General features: G+C 68.0%; 14 protein-coding genes and 1 pseudogene. 8 read left to right on the top strand and 7 right to left on the bottom strand.

What is annotated here, in order from left to right:
* Positions 1–60 precede the first annotated feature (60 nt).
* From RZE77_RS08615 to RZE77_RS08635, 5 genes are read left to right on the top strand one after another with little or no spacing between them, the layout of a single operon-like run.
* Entirely contained in the window at positions 61–933 is an 873-nt protein-coding gene (locus RZE77_RS08615) for a branched-chain amino acid ABC transporter permease (protein WP_319431128.1), read from the top strand.
* On the top strand, positions 934–1,920 hold the full coding sequence (locus RZE77_RS08620; protein ID WP_319441491.1) for a branched-chain amino acid ABC transporter permease: 987 nt from the start codon (positions 934–936) through the stop codon (positions 1,918–1,920).
* Positions 1,917–2,678, top strand: a complete 762-nt coding sequence (locus tag RZE77_RS08625) for an ABC transporter ATP-binding protein (RefSeq protein WP_319441492.1) — start codon at positions 1,917–1,919, stop codon at positions 2,676–2,678. Before RZE77_RS08620 ends, RZE77_RS08625 begins: the two co-directional genes overlap by 4 nt.
* Positions 2,671–3,375 (top strand): ABC transporter ATP-binding protein, encoded by a 705-nt coding sequence (locus RZE77_RS08630; RefSeq protein ID WP_319441493.1) that lies wholly within the window; start codon positions 2,671–2,673, stop codon positions 3,373–3,375. The genes RZE77_RS08625 and RZE77_RS08630 overlap by 8 nt, the downstream gene beginning before the upstream one ends.
* A 30-nt stretch (positions 3,376–3,405) precedes the next feature.
* The gene (locus RZE77_RS08635; protein WP_319441494.1) at positions 3,406–5,106 is read left to right on the top strand and encodes a tannase/feruloyl esterase family alpha/beta hydrolase; all 1,701 of its coding nucleotides are present in this window, start codon (positions 3,406–3,408) and stop codon (positions 5,104–5,106) included.
* 22 nt (positions 5,107–5,128) lie between these two features.
* On the opposite strand, the gene RZE77_RS08640 is transcribed toward RZE77_RS08635, so the two are convergent.
* The 3 genes and pseudogenes from RZE77_RS08640 to RZE77_RS08650 all read right to left on the bottom strand — a co-directional run bounded on the left by RZE77_RS08640 (position 5,129) and on the right by RZE77_RS08650 (position 7,791).
* Complete coding sequence (locus tag RZE77_RS08640) at positions 5,129–5,869, bottom strand: DsbA family protein (RefSeq protein ID WP_319441495.1); 741 nt, start codon at positions 5,867–5,869, stop codon at positions 5,129–5,131.
* A pseudogene (locus RZE77_RS08645) lies at positions 5,863–6,753 on the bottom strand (MBL fold metallo-hydrolase); the annotation flags it as partial. The gene RZE77_RS08640 and the pseudogene RZE77_RS08645, both read right to left, overlap by 7 nt.
* Before the next feature lie 120 nt (positions 6,754–6,873).
* The gene (locus tag RZE77_RS08650; protein WP_319441496.1) at positions 6,874–7,791 is read right to left on the bottom strand and encodes a LysR family transcriptional regulator; all 918 of its coding nucleotides are present in this window, start codon (positions 7,789–7,791) and stop codon (positions 6,874–6,876) included.
* A gap of 98 nt (positions 7,792–7,889) precedes the next feature.
* Here RZE77_RS08650 and RZE77_RS08655 point away from each other — a divergent pair, with 98 nt between their 5' ends.
* Genes RZE77_RS08655 through RZE77_RS08665 form a run of 3 tightly spaced genes read left to right on the top strand, consistent with a single transcriptional unit; the run spans position 7,890 to position 11,063 of the window.
* Entirely contained in the window at positions 7,890–8,837 is a 948-nt protein-coding gene (locus tag RZE77_RS08655) for a hydroxymethylglutaryl-CoA lyase (RefSeq protein ID WP_319441497.1), read from the top strand.
* Positions 8,834–10,039, top strand: coding sequence for a CaiB/BaiF CoA transferase family protein (locus tag RZE77_RS08660; RefSeq protein ID WP_319441498.1), 1,206 nt, complete (start codon positions 8,834–8,836; stop codon positions 10,037–10,039). The genes RZE77_RS08655 and RZE77_RS08660 overlap by 4 nt, the downstream gene beginning before the upstream one ends.
* Positions 10,040–10,076: 37 nt before the next feature.
* The gene (locus RZE77_RS08665; protein WP_319441499.1) at positions 10,077–11,063 is read left to right on the top strand and encodes a tripartite tricarboxylate transporter substrate binding protein; all 987 of its coding nucleotides are present in this window, start codon (positions 10,077–10,079) and stop codon (positions 11,061–11,063) included.
* A gap of 10 nt (positions 11,064–11,073) precedes the next feature.
* Here RZE77_RS08665 and sugE read toward each other — a convergent pair whose 3' ends face one another.
* From sugE to rpoD, 4 genes are all read right to left on the bottom strand, one after another.
* The gene (gene sugE, locus RZE77_RS08670; protein ID WP_319441500.1) at positions 11,074–11,394 is read right to left on the bottom strand and encodes a quaternary ammonium compound efflux SMR transporter SugE; all 321 of its coding nucleotides are present in this window, start codon (positions 11,392–11,394) and stop codon (positions 11,074–11,076) included.
* 19 nt (positions 11,395–11,413) lie between these two features.
* Complete coding sequence (locus RZE77_RS08675) at positions 11,414–12,547, bottom strand: HPP family protein (protein ID WP_319441501.1); 1,134 nt, start codon at positions 12,545–12,547, stop codon at positions 11,414–11,416.
* A 4-nt stretch (positions 12,548–12,551) separates the two neighbouring features.
* Entirely contained in the window at positions 12,552–13,787 is a 1,236-nt protein-coding gene (locus RZE77_RS08680) for a multidrug effflux MFS transporter (RefSeq protein WP_319441502.1), read from the bottom strand.
* A gap of 100 nt (positions 13,788–13,887) precedes the next feature.
* Positions 13,888–16,239 carry an RNA polymerase sigma factor RpoD gene (gene rpoD, locus RZE77_RS08685; RefSeq protein ID WP_319441503.1) on the bottom strand — a complete coding sequence of 784 codons (2,352 nt, stop codon included), beginning with the start codon at positions 16,237–16,239 and terminating at the stop codon, positions 13,888–13,890.
* Positions 16,240–16,426: the final 187 nt, after the last annotated feature.

Genomic DNA, 16,426 nt, shown 5'->3' on the forward strand with positions numbered 1-16,426 from the left:
CTCGAACAAGAACCGAAATAACTCGCGAGCCAAAGCAAAACGCCGTAGCGGAACAATGACATGCTGACCATCCTTTTCGACGGCATCGCCTACGGCATGCTGCTCTTCGTGCTCGCCGTGGGGCTGGCCGTGACGCTCGGGCTGATGAACTTCATCAACCTCGCGCACGGCGCCTTTGCCATGGCGGGCGGCTATCTCACCGTGTTTGCGATGCAGAAGCTCGGCGTGCCATTCCTGGCCTGCCTGCCGCTCGCGTTCATCGTGGTGGCGCTGGCCGGGGCGCTGCTGGAGCGCACGCTCTACCGGCCGATGTACGGCAAGCCGCACCTCGACCAGGTGCTGTTTTCCATCGGCCTCGCATTCATGGCGGTGGCGGCGGTCGACTACTTCGTCGGCTCTTCGCAGCAGAACGTGCAACTGCCCGAATGGCTGCGCGGGCGCACCGAAGTCGGCGACGGCGCACTGCTGCTTGGCATGGGGCACTACCGGCTCTTCATCATCGCCGTGTGCGCCGTGCTCACGGTGGTGCTTCAGCTCATTTTGTCGAAGACGCGCTTTGGCAGCCGGCTGCGCGCCGCGGTCGACGATCCGCGCGTGGCCGCAGGGCTGGGCATCAACGTCAACATCGTGTTCCTGCTGACCTTCGCGGTCGGCTCCGGGCTCGCGGGGCTGGGCGGCGCGCTGGGCGCCGAGATCCTAGGACTCGATCCGACCTTTCCGCTCAAGTACATGATCTATTTCCTGATCGTGGTGTCGGTCGGCGGCACCTCGTCGATCACCGGGCCGCTCGCGGCCGCGCTGCTGCTCGGCATTGCCGACGTGGCAGGCAAGTACTTCATTCCGAAGATGGGCGCTTTCACCGTCTACCTGCTCATGATCTTGATATTGATGTGGCGGCCCCAAGGCTTGTTCACCCGCAAGGGAGGCCGCTGAATGAACGAGCCTTCAACGTACCAATCGGCCCTGCTGCACAAGGCGCGCTGGCGCCCGCTCGAATTCGTGGTGTGGACCGTGGCCTTTGCGCTGCCGTTCCTCATGCCTTCGCATTCGCTGTTGGTCAACGAGATCGCCATCGTCGCGCTGTTCGCGATGTCGCTCGACCTGATCCTCGGCTACACCGGCATCGTCTCGCTCGGCCATGCGGCCTTCTTCGGCTTCGGCGCCTACACCGCGGCGCTGTTCGCCAAGCTCGTGATGCCGGACCCGACCGTGGGGCTGATCGTGGCCACCGTGCTCTCGGCCGTGCTCGGCCTGGTGGCCAGCGTCACGATCCTGCGCGGCAGCGACCTCACGCGGCTGATGGTCACGCTGGGCACCGCGCTGCTCTTGCTCGAACTCGCCAACAAGCTCGACTGGCTCACCGGCGGCGCCGACGGGCTGCAGGGCGTGGTGATGGGGCCGGTGCTCGGCCTGTTCGAGTTCGACCTCTACGGCCGCACGGCGGCCTGGTATTCGCTGGCCGTGATGCTGCTGCTGTTCCTGGTGATGCGGCGCATCGTGCATTCGCCCTTCGGCGCCACGCTCAAGGCCATCCGCGACAACCGGCTGCGCGCCATGGCCATCGGCATTCCGGTGGTGTCGCGGCTCGTGGTCATCTACACCGTGGCGGCCGGCATTGCCGGCGCCGCGGGCGCGCTGCTGGCGCAGACCACGGGCTTTGCCTCGCTCGACGTGCTGGCCTTCGACCGTTCGGCCGACGTGCTGCTGATGCTGGTGATCGGCGGCGTGGGCTGGCTCTATGGCGGCGTGGCGGGCGCCATCGTCTTCAAGCTGCTGCAGAACTGGCTCTCGGCCGTGACGCCGCAGTACTGGATGTTCTGGATCGGCCTCCTGCTGGTGCTGCTGGTGCTCGTGGGGCGCGATCGCGTGCTCAAGCCATGGACCTGGCTGGGCAACAAGAAGAGGGGCGGTGCCGCATGACCGAGACCGTGCTTTCGACGCAGGGCCTGGTGATGCGCTTCGGCGGCATCACGGCCACCAACAACGTCACGATGGAGCTCAAGCGCGGCGCGCGCCATGCGCTGATCGGCCCCAACGGTGCCGGCAAGACCACGCTCATCAACCTGCTGACGGGCGTGCTCGTACCCACCGAAGGCCGCATCTCGCTGCTCGGCGAAGACATCACCACGCTCGCGCCGCACAAGCGCGTGGCGCGCGGGCTGGTGCGCACCTTCCAGATCAACCAGCTGTTCGACTCGATGACGCCGCTCGAAACGCTGGCGCTCGTCGTGTCGCAGCACCAGGGCATCGCCTCGCAATGGTGGCGCCCGCTGGGGTCCGGCAAGGCCGTGACGGAGCGCGCGGCGCAGCTGCTGGAGCAGTTCCACCTCGGCGACGTGGCGCAGCAGCAGACGAAATTCATGGCCTACGGCAAGCGCCGCCTGCTGGAGATTGCGATTGCACTGGCCTGCGAGCCGCGCGTGCTGCTGCTCGACGAACCCGTGGCGGGCGTGCCCGCCGGCGAGCGCGAGGAGCTGCTGCAGACGGTGGCCGCATTGCCGGCCGATGTGTCGGTGCTCTTGATCGAGCACGACATGGACCTGGTGTTCAGCTTTGCCGACCGCATGACGGTGCTGGTCAACGGCACGCTGCTGACCGAGGGCGATCCCGAAACCATCGCCAACGATCCGAAGGTGAAAGAGGTCTACCTGGGCCATGGAGAGCACGCCCATGTCTGAGCTATTGCGCATCGAAAACCTGAGCGCGGGCTACGGCGAGGCCGTGGTGCTGCACGACGTGGCCTTCGCGCTCGGCGAAGGGCAGACGCTGGCGCTGCTGGGCCGCAACGGCACGGGCAAGACCACGCTGATCAACACGCTGGCGGGCGCGACGCGGCAACATGGCGGCAGCATTTCGCTGGGCGGCCTGGCGCTGCACAAGCTCGCGCCGCACCAGCGCGCGGCGGCCGGCATCGGCTGGGTGCCGCAGGAGCGCAACATCTTCAAGTCGCTCACGGTGCACGAGAACCTCACGGCGGTGGAGCGGCCCGGAAAGTGGAACCCGCAGCGCGTCTACGAGATGTTCCCGCGCCTGGCCGAGCGCAAGACCAACCTGGGCACGCAGCTCTCGGGCGGCGAGCAGCAGATGCTGGCCGTGGGCCGCGCGCTGGTGCTCAATCCGAAGCTGCTGCTGCTCGACGAACCGCTCGAAGGGCTGGCGCCGATCATCGTGGAGGAACTGCTGCGCGCCATCCGCCGCATCACGCAGGACGAGGGGCTGGCCGCGATCATCGTGGAGCAGCATCCGCAGGCGATCCTCGCGATTTCCGACCACGCGGTGGTGCTCGACCACGGCACCATCGTGCACACCGACAGCGCCGCGGCATTGCGCAGCCAGCCGCAAGTGCTCGAACGACTGCTGGGCGTGGCGCGCTAGCGGCCCGACGAACAACTAGGAGACAGACAAATGGCGATCCCGAAGACAGTGTTCAGCGGGGGCGCCATGCTGGCGGCCGCCGCGTTGCTCTCCGCTTGCGGCACCACCGGCCCGAAGAGCCTCGGCCTTGGCGCCGATCCGGCGGCGGCCTGTGCGGCGCTTGCCGCCGCTGCAATCGCGCCCGCAGCCATCGGCCTGCCGAGCGGCGCGGCAACGGTCGATTCGGCCACGCTCGTTCCCGCCACGGCCGTTGCCGTCGCCGGGCGCGGCCCCAGCCCGGCTGCGCGCATCACGCCGGCAACGCCTGCGCACTGCCGCCTGCTGGGCCGCATTGCCCCGCTCGATGCCGCGGCCCCGCCGATCCTGTTCCGAATCAACCTGCCGCTCGCATGGAACGGGCGCAGCGTGCAGTACGGCGGCGGCGGTTTCAACGGCACGCTGATCACCGGCCTTGCGCTGGTGCCGGCCGCGCGCTTCGACCTGCCGACACCGCTCGCACAAGGCTACGTGACCTACGGCACCGACTCCGGCCACCAGAACGTGGCTGGCCAACCGCCGCAGGCCTTTGCGCTCAACGACGAGGCGCTGGTGAATTTCGCCCACGCCTCGTACAAGAAGGTGCGCGACGTGGCGGTGGCGCTGATGCAGCGCGCCTATGGGCAGGCGCCGCAGAAGCTGTACTTCATGGGCAGCTCCGAAGGTGGGCGCGAGGCGCTGACGATGGCGCAGCGCTATCCGCAGGACTTCGACGGCATCTTCAGCCGTGTGCCGGTCATCAACTGGACCGGGCTTCAGCATGCCGGCACGCGCAACGGCATCGCCACCTTCGGCGAAGGGTGGCTGCGGCCCGCGCAGGTGCAGCTGGTGCACAACGCGGTGCTCGCATCGTGCGACGCGGCGGACGGCGCGCCGGATCGCATCGTGTCGAACCCGGTGGCCTGCCTGCAGCGCTTCGATCCGGCGAGCCTGCGCTGTGCGGCCGGCACCAGCGGCGACAACTGCCTGAACGATGCGCAGGTGCAGGCGGTGCGCACCTTGCGTTCGCCGTGGCGCTCGCCCGTGCCGCTGGCCCATGGCGTCGCCGAGTACCCGGGCTGGGGCATCGGTGGCGAGGCGACGCCGGCGTTCGCGTCGATGGGCGGATGGAACGCGTGGTGGACCGGCACCAGCGCGCCGACCGTGCCGCCGCAGCCGAGCAACGGCATCGCATGGTTCTACGGCAGCGGGGCGCTGCAGTATTTCTATGCGCGCAATCCATCGCTCGACGTGCGCAGCTACCGCGCGGAAGACTTTGCCGCGCGCATTGCCACCGTGTCGCAGCTGATGGATTCGACGAACCCCGACCTGGGCGCCTTCCACGCGCGCGGCGGCAAGCTGCTGATGCTCGAGCACATGGCCGACTATGCGCAGAGCCCGTTCGCAGGCATCCGCTACTACGAGTCGGTCGTCGCCCGCATGGGCCGCGACAACGCGGACCGCTTCCTGCGCCTGTACACCGCGCCCGGCGTCGACCATGTGGGCAGCGGTGCGCCGGCCAACGTCGACATGCTCGACGCACTGGCCGACTGGGTCGAGCGAGGCCGCGCACCGAGTGGGCTGCAGCTCGTCGAACAGGAAGTGCAGCCGCCGTTCAAGGTCGTGCGTGCGCGACCGCTGTGCGAATGGCCGCTGTGGCCGCGCTACACGAGTGGCGATGTGTCGCAGGCGGCGAGCTTCCAGTGCAGCAGGTAGCGCGGCGGGGCTGAACGGCTTCTCAGATTGCGCAGCTGTCGGGTCCGCATGACGCCGGGCCGGCGCCCGCCGCCGCCGTGGCAGGCGAGGGCACCACGAGCGTGGCGAGCTGCGCCTTCCACTCATCCGCGCGCCCGAGCCAGGGGCCGACGTCGACGCGGCTCGCGCCGCCATCGGCCTGCACCAGCACGAAGGTCGGAAAGCCCTGGCCGCCCGCGCGCTGCAGCAACTGGCGGCTTGCGGCGATGTGCCGGGAGGTCGCTTCGCCGGCGAGGCGCGAGAAAGCCGATGCGAAGTCGCCTCGATCGAAACCGAGCTCCGCTGCCAACGTCGCGAGCACATCCGCATCGGCAACGCGCCGGCCTTCGACATAGTGCGCGCGCTGCAGTCGATGGATCATGTCGAGGCCGCCACCCTCGCGCAGCGCCTCGGCCGCGAGCACCGCGGTGGTCGGCGGCTCGGAGTCCATCACCGCGCCGGTGTCGCGCAGAAGGCCGTCGAAGTACGCTTCGCCGAAGGGCTGGCCCGTGAGCTCGGCAATGCGGCGGTCGTGCGGCATCACGTAGTTGCGCCATTGCGGCGTGATCGCGCGCCGGTTGGCGCCGGTCATCATGCCGCCGCCGTGGAACGCGACCTTGAGGCCCGGCACGCCGCGCGCCGCCTCGACCAGCGGCGCGGCCGCATAGCACCAGCCGCACATCGGATCGAAGATGTAGTGCAGCGTCGTGCCTGCTGCCGATGGGTTGTCGTTCACTGCGGCCATTTCATTTCTCCCTTGATGACCTTGGCGCTCAGCTCGAGCGACGAGGCGTGCGTCAGCTTCGGGTAGCGCTTCTGCATGGCGGCGATGAGCGCGGCCGAGCCCTTGGCCTTGGCGGCTTCGGTCTCGAAGGCCTGCAGGTAGGCGCGCGTGAACTTCACCGCGGCCACCGAATAGGGCGCGCTGCCGTCGGCATTCGGCTCGTAGTGGCCGGGCACCACGGTCTTCGGGCGCAGCGCCTCGATGCGGCCGAGCGTCTTGATCCAGTCGCGGCGCGAGGCGGGCGTCTGCGTGTCGGCCACCCACACATGGATGTTGGCCGAAACCGGAATGCCGCCGACCACCGCCTTGAGCGAGGGGATCCATGCAAAGCTGCGTTCGGGCGTGGGGCCGTCGAGGCCGACGACCTGGATCTTGCGGCCTTCGATCGTGATGCTGTCGCCGGCCAGCGGCTCGGGCACGACCAGCGCCTTGGGCGCGTTGTCCTTCAGGATCGGGCCCCAGTGCGCGAGCTTGCCGTCCTTGGAGGCCTGGATCGCGGCCACGGTCTGCGGCGTGGCGACGATCTTTGCGTCGGGGAATGCGGCCTGGATCACGTCGAGGCCGAAGTAGTAGTCGGGGTCGCTGTGGCTGATGTAGACCGTGGTCAGCTTCTTGCCGCTGGCCTTGATCTTCTGCACCAGCGCTTCGGCGTCGTTGCGCTGGAACTGCGCGTCGATCAGCACGGCATCGGTCTGGCCCGTGACCAGTTCGGAAGACACCGGGAACATCGACTTGGCACCGGGGTTGTACACGTCGAGCTTGAGCGGCTCGGCGGCGTGGGCCGCCAGGGCGGCGAACGACAGGGCGGCGCCGAGCGCGGCGGAGAGAAGGGTTCTGCGGAACATTCGGTCTTTCGGTGGAGTGGCGTTGGCGGGATGGCAGCGCGGACAGACCGAATGTTAGGTTCCACGAATGGAAACAAAAACCCCGTATTCACCAATGAATAGTTTCTATTTTCGAGCGAATTAGCCGGCAGTCGCTCGCTCCGTCGCGCACCGTTCGAGATGCGCCACCAGCAATTGCGCCGAGGGCGACAGCGTCGCTTCGTCGCGAAAGCAGATCGCGAAGCGGCGGCGCGCCCAGGCATCGGCGAGCGGCATCAGCCGAAGGCCGTAGGTGTCGGTGAAGGGCTGCGCCACTTCGGCCGGCACCACGCTGATCGCGAGCCCGGCCCGCACCACGCGCAGCGCGGCATCGAAGTTGGACACCAGCACGCGGTACACCAGCGGCTTGCCCGCCACCGCCGCCTCGCGCGCGAGCATCAGCTGCACGGCGCTCAGCGCGGGCATGCCGACGAACTCATGGCCGAGCACGTCCTCGAAGCGCACCTGGCCGCGGCGCGCCGCCGGATGCGAGGGGTGCGCGACGATGGCGAGGTGGTCGGTGCGGTAGTCGCGCCGCTGCAGGCCCTCGAGGTCGGCGGCATCCCAGCACAGGCCGATCGAGGCGCTGCCCTCGCGGATGCCGCGCACGATCTCGGGGCTGACGCGCTCTTCCATGTCGACGCGGATGTTGCGGTGCGCGGGGTTCTGCAGGAAGTTCGCCACGTCCTCGGCCAGCGATTCGGCCAGCGCCGAGGCCGAGGCCAGGATGCGCACATGCCCGCGCGCGCCGCCCGCATAGGCGGCCATGTCGCGCTCGATGCGGTGGGCGCTGCCGAGCATCGCGCGCGCATGCTCGAGCAGCGTTTCGCCGGCGGGCGTGGGCACCACGCCGCGGCGCTTGCGCAGCAGCAGCGGCGTGCCGACGGCGTCCTCGAGCTGGGCCAGGCGCTTGCTGATGGCCGAGCCGACGATGCTGGCCTGCTCGCCCGCACGCGCAATGCTGCGGGTTTCGCAGACGGCGACGAAGAGGCGGAGGGTAGTGAGGTCGAGGTCTCTCATGATGTTCCGTTCTGGAATCGAATGGCTTCCAAAATATACCTTCTGGAGTGAATCGGAACTTCTAAGATCGACGCCGACCCTCACGACGGAGACCAGTTTTGATTCACGCCTTCCTGCCGCCCAGCGCGGCCGTTCGCGAAGTGGGGCTGCGCGACGGCCTGCAGAGCATCGCCAGAACCCTGCCCACCGCCCAGAAGCTCGAATGGATCCGCGCTGCGCATGCCGCCGGCCAGCGCGAGATCGAAGTCGGCTCCTTCGTGCCCGCGCGCCTGCTGCCGCAGCTGGCCGACACGGCCGAACTGCTGGCCTTTGCAAAGACGCTGCCGGGGCTCGTCGCCTCGGTGCTGGTGCCCAACCTGCGCGGCGCGGAACTGGCCATTGCCGGCGAGGCCGATCTCATGATGGTGCCGCTGTCGGCCAGCCATGCCCACAGCCTTGCCAACTTGCGCAAGACGCCCGACGAGGTGGTGGCCGAGGTCGCCCGCATCCGTGCCGCGCGCGACGCCGCGGGCTCCAGGACCTTGATCGAGGGCGGCGTGGGCACCGCGTTCGGCTGCACGATCCAGGGTCATGTGGCGCCCGACGAGGTGCTGCGCCTGATGCAGGCGCTGCTCGACGCGGGCGCCGACCGCGTGGGCCTGGCGGACACCGTCGGCTATGCCGATCCCGCGATGGTCCGCAGCCTGTTCGAGCGCGCGCGGCGCATCGCGGGCGAGCGCCTGTGGTGCGGCCATTTCCACGACACGCGCGGCCTCGGGCTCGCGAACGTGTATGCCGCGCTGGAAGTCGGCATCGCGCGCTTCGATGCCTGCCTGGCCGGCATCGGCGGCTGCCCGCACGCGCCGGGCGCGAGCGGCAACGTCGACACCGAAGACCTCGTCTTCATGCTCGAGAGCATGGGCATTGCAACCGGCGTCGACTTGCCGAAGCTGCTTGGCCTGCGACAGCGCGTGGCCGGCTGGCTCGAAGGCGAAACGCTGCAGGGCACGGTATGGCGCGCGGGCTTCCCGAAAACTTTCGCGGCGACTGCCGGAGTGGCGGCATGAGCGAGGCGGCCGAAGAAAAACGCCTGCCGCTCTCGGGCATCCGCGTGGTCGAGTTCACGCACATGGTCATGGGCCCGACCTGCGGCATGGTGCTGGCCGACCTCGGTGCCGAGGTCATCAAGGTCGAACCGATCGAGGGCGACCGCACGCGGCACCTGCTGGGCGCGGGCGCCGGTTTCTTTCCGATGTTCAACCGCAACAAGAAGAGCATCGCGCTCGACCTGCGCCACCCGCAGGGGCTCGAAGCGGCGCTGCGCCTGTGCGCCACCGCCGACGTGGTGGCGCAGAACTTCAGGCCCGGCACCATGGACAAGTACGGCCTCGGCCATGCCGCGCTTGGCAAGCTCAACCCGCGCCTGGTGTACGTCAACCACACGGGCTTCCTGCCCGGTCCCTATGAGCACCGCACGGCCCTGGACGAGGTGGTGCAGATGATGGGCGGCCTGGCCTACATGACGGGCCGTCCCGGCGACCCGCTGCGCGCGGGCACCAGCGTGAACGACATCATGGGCGGCATGTTCGGCGCCATCGGCGCCATGGCCGCGCTGATGCAGCGCGCGCAGACCGGCAAGGGGCAGGAGGTGCAGTCGGCGCTGTTCGAGAACAACGTGTTCCTGGTCGGCCAGCACATGCTGCAGTACGCGATCACCGGCCAGGCCGCGGCGCCGATGCCCCAGCGCATCTCGGCCTGGGGGCTGTACGACGTGTTCACCGTGAAGGACGGCGAGCAGATCTTCCTGGCCGCGGTGAGCGACGCGCAATGGACCGTGTTCTGCGACGCGCTGGGCTTCGACGACCTGAAGGCCGACCCGGCCCTGCGCACCAACAACGACAGGGTCCGCCTGCGCCCCACGTTGCTGGCGGACCTGCGCCAGCGCCTGGCCGACCGCCCGGCGGCCGAACTGTCGGCGATCTTCGAGGCGTGCGGTCTGCCTTTCGCGCCCATCGTGCGGCCCGAAGACCTCTACGAGGATCCGCACCTGAAGGCGACCGGTGGCCTCGCCGACATCCGCCTGCCCGACGGCGAGCGCGCCGGCCAGACCGCGCAGACCACGCTGTTCCCGATCACGCTCGCCGGCGAGCGCCTGGGCGTGCGCCTCGACCCGCCGACGCTCGGCGAGCACACGCGCGAACTGCTCGCCGAACTCGGCTACGGCGACGCGCAGGTGGCCGCGATGCAGGCCGAATCGGCCGTCGCCTGAGCGCCTTTTCCAAGAACCATAAAGAGAGACAAAGACCATGCACACGATCCTTCCTCCGATGACCCGCCGCGCCGTCCTGGGCTTCGGCACCTGCGCCGCCGCGCTGGCGGCATGCCCCGCGCTCGCGCAGGGCTCCGACAAGCCCGTCCGCTTCATCCTGCCGATCAGCGCCGGCTCGGGCGTGGACGCCATCGCGCGCGCGGCGTCGGTCGCGCTCGGCAAGGCCTTCGGCCAGCCGGTGGTGATCGAGAACCTGCCGGGCGCGGGCGGCATCACCGGCACCTCGGTCGTCGTCAAGGCTGCGCCCGACGGGCTCACGCTGGGCCTGGTGTCGAACAACCACGTCATCAATCCGGCCGTGTACAAGAAGATGCCCTTCGACGCGCTCGGCGACGTGACGCCGATCAGCGTGGTCGGCGCAACGCCGCTGCTGCTGGTGGTGAACCCCAAGCTGCCCGCCAAGAACGTGAAGGAGCTGGTCGCACTGCTGCGTGCCAGGCCCGAGAGCTACAACTACGCCTCGTCGGGCAACGGCACCATCATCCACCTGGCCGGCGAGATGTTCATGGAAGAGGCCGGGGTGAAGGCGCGCCACATTCCCTACAAGGGCACCGGCCCGATGGTCACCGACATGATCGCGGGCCAGGTCGAGATGGGCGTGGTGGCGCTGCCCGCGGTTCAGCCGCACCTCAAGAGCGGCGCGCTGCGCGCCATCGGCCTGTGCGGCCCCGCGCGTTCGCTGGCTGTGCCCGACATCCCGACCATCGCGGAGCAGGGCCTGCCCAACTACGTCGTGGAAGGCTGGTTCGCGGTGATCGGGCCGCCGAAGATGCAGGCCGCCGACGTCCAGCGCGTGCACGATGCCGTGGCCGCGGCCTTCACGAGCGCCGAGGTGCGTGAGGCCATGGACAAGCAGGGCAACATCATCAAGCCCACCTCGCCCGAGCAGGCCGCGAGCTACTTCCGCAGCGAGGCCGCGCGCTATGCGGCGCTGGTGAAGAAGGCGAACGTCGTGCTGGAATGAAGCACCCGATTCAGGCCGGGCTCGTGAATTTGAGGCCGAGGATGCCCGCGACGATCAGGCCCACGCAGATGAGCCGCGCCGCGTTGGCGGGCTCATGGAACAGCACGATGCCCAGGATCACCGTGCCCACGGCGCCGATGCCGGTCCACACCGCATAGGCCGTGCCCACGGGCAGCGAGCGCATCGCCCAGCCCAGCAGCACCACGCTGAGCACCATCGAGATCGCAGTGCCGACGGACGGCCAGAACCTGGTGAATCCTTCGGTGTACTTGAGCCCGATCGCCCAGCCCATTTCGAGCAGCCCCGCCACCAGCAAAACGATCCACGCCATGCACGCTCCTTGAAAGGTTTCAGTTCTCCGGCCGCACGGCACGGTAGAGGGCGCGCACGAAATCCGACTGCGTGATCATGCCGGTGAGCCGCTTTTCATGGTCGATGATGGGGATATGGTGGTGGCCGCCCTCGGAGAACAGCGGCACCAGGTCGACCACCGGGCGGTCCGCGCTGGCCACGCGCACCTGGCGCGTCATGATCTGGCCCACCACCTCCGGCTTGTTCGACACCACGGTGCGCGTGGCGCGGATCAGGTCGCGCAGCCGGCCGGCAATGCCTTCGTGGTGCTCCAGGTCGAGCTGGCGGAAGAAGTCGGCCTGCGTGACGATGCCGACCACGCGGCGCGTGCGGTCGGTGACCGGCAGCGCCTTGATGCGGCGCTGGTTCATCAGCATCCAGGCCTCTTGCAGCGGCGTGCCGAACTCCACCGACACCGGGTCGCGCGACATGATGTCGGCGCAGTGCAGGGTGCCGAGCCGCCGCTTGTACGACTCGAGCTCGGTCTGCTGGATCAGCGATTCGAGGTCGTCGCGGCTGATGTCCAGCACCTGGTTGTAGCGCGCCAGCACCGCATCGATGTCGGCCTGGCTGAAGCGGGCGTCCGCCGAGGGCGGCCGCACCACCTGCACATGCGGATAGCGCCTGCCCGTGAGCGTGTTGTAGGCCACGCCTGCCAGCACCAGCAGCAGCGAATTCACCAGGGTGGGGAACAGGGCCGCCGAGAAATCCGTGGTGTGCGTCAGCACGGCCAGCAGCGCCGCGGCGCCGCCTGGCGGATGCAGGCTGCGCGTGGCGAACATCAGCCCGATGGCGGCGCCAACGGCCAGCGCCGCGGCCCAGGCCGCATCCGGTATCCAGTGGACGCAGGCGATGCCAACGAGCGTGGACAGCGTGTTGCCGACAATGACCGACCAGGGCTGCGCCAGCGGGCTCGCGGGCACGGCAAACACCAGCACCGCGCTCGCGCCCATCGGTGCGATCAGCCAGACGCTGATGCCTGCCGCCTGCGCCATCCAGCGGCACAGCAGCGCCGTGATCACGAGGCCGATTGCAGCGCCGGCCACGGCGCGCATGCGCTCGCGCGCGTCGACGGTGTTGCGGCCCGGCAGCCAGGCGCGCGCATGCGTCAGCAAGGCGGAAAACTGGGTCATTGCGTCAGGCCTCCGCAGCCACCCGGCGGCCGATCTCGGGCCACCGCCCGTGCAGCCACACCCACGCGACAAGGCCGATGCCCAGCATCAGCGTCGAGGTCAGCGCCAATGCGAGCGTGGAATGCATGACCAGCGGCGCCACCACGCCGGCCACGATGCCGTTGGCGGTGGAACCGATCACGGCCTGCAGCGACGAGGCCATGCCGCGCCGCTCCGGATGGAGGTCGAGCACCAGCAGGGTGACGACCGGCACCATCAGCGCCCAGCCGAACGCGAACACCGCCAGCGGCCAAAGGGCCCAGGCCGCGTGCGCGGTGAACAGCGCGTTGGCCGCGACGTTGACCACCGAGGTCACCAGCATGATCAGGAAGCCGTCGCGGATCTGCCGCTTGGGCGCCACCTTGCCCGCCATGCGGCCGCTGGCCCATGCGCCCGACATGATGCCGCCGATGGTCAGCAGGAAGAACCAGAAGAACTGCGTCGGCGCCAGCGCCAGGTGGTCGCCGAGAAAGGCCGGCGCGGCCAGCACGTAGAGGAACATGCCGTTGAACGGAACGCCGCTCGCGAACGCGAGCAGCAGGAAGCGCGGATCCGAGCACAGGTCCCAATAGCCGCGCATCAGGTGGCGCACCTGGAACGGCTGGCGCTGGCTCTGGTGCAGGGTTTCGGGCAGCAGCTTGTAGTTGGCCGCGAACAGGATCACGCCGACCGCCACCAGGAACCAGAAGATGGCGTGCCAGCCGGCATGCACGAAGAGAAAGCCGCCGACGATCGGCGCGATGGCCGGTGCCACGCCGAAGTAGATGGTCACCTGGCTCATCACGCGCTGCGCGTCGGCCGGCGGGAACATGTCGCGGATCACGGCGCGCGACACCACGATGCCTGCGCCGGTCGAAAGGCCCTGCAGCCCGCGGAACAGCACCAGCTGCGCGATGTTCTGCGACAGCGCGCAGCCCAGCGAGGCGATGGTGAACACGGCAAGTCCCCAGAGCACCACGGGCCGGCGGCCGAAGCTGTCTGACAGGGCGCCATGGAACAGGTTCATGAACGCAAAGCCGAACAGGTAGGCCGAAAGCGTCTGCTGCATTTCGGCCGGCGTGGCGCCGATGGAGCGCGCAATGCCCGAGAAGGCCGGAATGTAGGTGTCGATGGAGAAGGGGCCCAGCATGCCCAGCACCGCGAGCAGCACGGCCAGTGCCCAGCGCGGGGCCTGCCAGAGTTTGTCTGCATCGGGATTCATGGCAATTGCTCCATTCTTCTTGTTTGCGTTGCACAAAAGAGAGCGCCCGCCGCCCGTATGACGGGGCGCTGCGGGCGCTTGTGGCTTCAGGGGACCCGGATTACAGAGTATCGATGAAGCTGCGCAGTTTGTCCGAGCGCGACGGATGCTTGAGCTTGCGCAGGGCCTTCGCCTCGATCTGGCGGATGCGCTCGCGGGTCACGTCGAACTGCTTGCCGACTTCTTCCAGCGTGTGGTCCGTCGACATCTCGATGCCGAAGCGCATGCGCAGCACCTTGGCTTCGCGCGGCGTGAGGCTGTCGAGGATGTCCTTGACCACGTCGCGCAGGCCGGCCTGCATCGCGGCCTCGATGGGCGCCGTGTTGCTGCTGTCCTCGATGAAGTCGCCCAGGTGCGAATCGTCGTCGTCGCCGATGGGGGTTTCCATCGAGATCGGCTCTTTCGCGATCTTCATGATCTTGCGGATCTTGTCTTCCGGGATCTCCATCTTCGCGGCCAGGATGCCGGCGTCGGGCTCGAAGCCGAACTCCTGCAGATGCTGGCGCGAGATGCGGTTCATCTTGTTGATCGTCTCGATCATGTGCACCGGGATGCGGATGGTGCGCGCCTGGTCGGCGATCGAGCGCGTGATCGCCTGGCGGATCCACCACGTGGCGTAGGTCGAGAACTTGTAGCCGCGGCGGTATTCGAACTTGTCGACCGCCTTCATCAGGCCGATGTTGCCTTCCTGAATCAGGTCCAGGAACTGCAGGCCGCGGTTGGTGTACTTCTTGGCGATGGAGATCACGAGGCGCAGGTTGGCCTCGATCATTTCCTTCTTGGCATCGCGCGAGGACGATTCGCCCTCGTTCATGCGCTTGTTGATGTCCTTGAGCTGGGTCAGCGGCACCACCACGCGCGACTGGATGTCGGCGAGCTTCTGCTGCAGTTCCTGCACCGGCGGAATATTGCGCGCGAGCACGGCGCTCCAGGGCTTGCCGGCAGCGGCCTGCTTCTCGACCCACTTCTGGTTCAGCAGGTTCGACGCCACGCGGTTGCCGTTCTTGTCGTAGCCCGAGAAATCGCGGATGAACTCGTCCTGCGGGAAGCCGCACTTGTCCACGATGATGCGGCGCAGCTCGCGCTCCTTCTTGCGCACGTCGTCCACCTGCGTGCGAACCAGGTCGCACAGCTTCTCGATGGTCTTGGCCGTGAAGCGGATGGTCATGAGCTCGTCCGACAGGGCCTGCTGGGCCTTCTCGTACGCAGGCGTGCCGTAGCCTTCCTTGTCGTAGATCTTGTGGACCTTCTCGAACATGGAGGCGATGCGGTCGAAGCGCTCGAGCGCATCGCGCTTGAGTTCCTCGAGCTTCTTGGTGAGGGCCTTGGAGCCGCCCTTGCCGTCGTCGTCGTCTTCCTCGTCGAACTCGTCGAAGTCTTCCTCGGCCACGTAGTCGTCGGCCTCGTTGGGGTTCGAGAAGCCATCCACAACGGTGGAGATGACGACCTTGCCTTCACGGATGTCGGCGGCCAGGCGCAGGATCTCGGCGATGGTGGCGGGGGAAGCCGAGATGGCTTCCATCATGGCCATCAGGCCGCCTTCGATGCGCTTGGCGATTTCGATTTCGCCTTCGCGCGTGAGCAGCTCGACCGTGCCCATTTCGCGCATGTACATGCGCACCGGGTCGGTCGTGCGGCCGAATTCGCTGTCCACCGTGGACAGGGCCGCTTCGGCTTCTTCCTCGGCTTCTTCCACCGTGGTGGCGGTGGGGGCGGTGTTGTTCAGCAGCAGGGTCTCGGCGTCGGGCGTTTGCTCGTACACCGCCACGCCCATGTCGTTGAGCATGGTGACCACGACTTCCATGGTCTCGGCGTCGACCAGCTTGTCGGGCAGGTGGTCGGAGATTTCGCCGTGCGTGAGGTAGCCGCGGGTCTTGCCGAGCGTGATCAGCGTCTTCAGGCGCGAGCGGCGCTTGGCCAGGTCTTCCTCGGAGAGCACGGTCTCGTCGAGGCCGAACTCCTTCATCAAGGCGCGTTCCTTCGCCTTGCTGATCTTCATGCGCAGCGGCTTGACCTTTTCCTCGGTGGTCGTGGCGGTTGCCGGTTCGTCGCCGGCCAGGTCTTCCTCGATGTCCGACAGGTCGACGTCGCTTTCGGGCGCTTCGTTGCCGGCCTTGGGCTTGCGGCCGCGCTTGGCGCCGGTGGCGGGCGCAGCAGCGCCGGCGGCCTTGGGCGGGCGGCCTACTTTCTTGGCGGCAGGGGCGGCAACTGCCTTGGCGGCAGCTTTTTTCGGATCGTCGATGGAGGTCGATTTCGTGGGCACGGTTTTCACTTTCGTTGCGGCTGCCGATTTGGAAGCGGCGGCACCCGACTTAGTTGCCGGCATAACGCCAGCTTTCAACGGTTTTTCTGCGACAGACTTCGCGGCGACGCTTTTGGCGAGTGAAGGAGCAGGCTTCTTTGAACTGGGCATACGACCTCGTTACAGCAAGATGGACCAAGCGGAATCACAGGCGCACCGCCACACGGCAGCGCCACCACGGTCCGTGCACAGGCACAGACGGAACAATTGGGAAAGAGGAAGAAATTCCTCGTCAGGCAAGATGTCGGGCGAACATTTGGTGTGCAGTCCTTGCGGTTATTGACCCTTTCCGACGGAT

Source organism: Variovorax sp. SPNA7, from assembly GCF_033807855.1.
In the GTDB taxonomy this organism is placed as follows: Bacteria; Pseudomonadota; Gammaproteobacteria; order Burkholderiales; family Burkholderiaceae_C; genus Variovorax; species Variovorax beijingensis.